This is a genomic window from Sphingomonas sp. FUKUSWIS1 (genome assembly GCF_000733135.1).
Lineage (GTDB): Bacteria > Pseudomonadota > Alphaproteobacteria > Sphingomonadales > Sphingomonadaceae > Sphingomonas > Sphingomonas aerolata.
The window spans coordinates 1-692 of record NZ_JPJC01000246.1; the positions used below are offsets into that span (position 1 = coordinate 1).

General features: G+C 69.1%; 1 pseudogene. It reads right to left on the bottom strand.

From position 1 onward, the window contains the following. Positions 1 to 559: pseudogene (locus sphsw_RS15380) on the bottom strand (helicase-related protein); the annotation flags it as partial. Positions 560 to 692 lie beyond the last annotated feature (133 nt).

Here is a 692-nt window from a genome sequence, read left to right on the forward strand (position 1 = left end):
GCCGGCGGAGCATCTCGGCGACCGCATAGACCTCCTCCGCGCTAAACGCGACGATCGCGGACCGTTTGGGCAGGCGGCTGATCTTCTTGGCGCCCGCATAGGTCAGCGTCGAAAAGCGCGGGCGGTTGACGATCTCCGCGCCGGGAACCAGCGCCTTGATCATCGGTCGCAGCGCCTCGGAGCCTAGGATCATCGTCTCCTCGCGTCCGCGGGCACGCAGCAGCCGGTCGGTGAACACATGCCCGCGCTCGGGATCGACGCCCAGCTGAGCCTCGTCCAGCCCGACGAACGCGACGTCGCGGTCGGGCATCGATTCGGCGGTGCAGAGCAGCCAGCGCGCATCGGGCGGCATGATCTTTTCCTCGCCGGTGACCAGCGCGACGCGGTTCGCACCCTTGATCGCGACCACCCGGTCATAGACCTCGCGCGCGAGCAGGCGCAGCGGGAAGCCGATCATGCCGCTCGAATGCGCGCACATCCGCTCGATCGCGAGGTGCGTCTTGCCTGTGTTGGTCGGCCCCAGGACCGCGGTCACGCCGCCGGACACATCGTCACTCATAGCCCAGAACATCGGGCGTAAGGTCGCGCGGCGCAATGACCGGCAGGACAAGTTCGCCGTATTCCGCGCACGGGCTTCCGTCCGCCCCCGCCGCACCACGCCTCGTCGTCGTGCGTGGCTGGCGTGCGGCGGG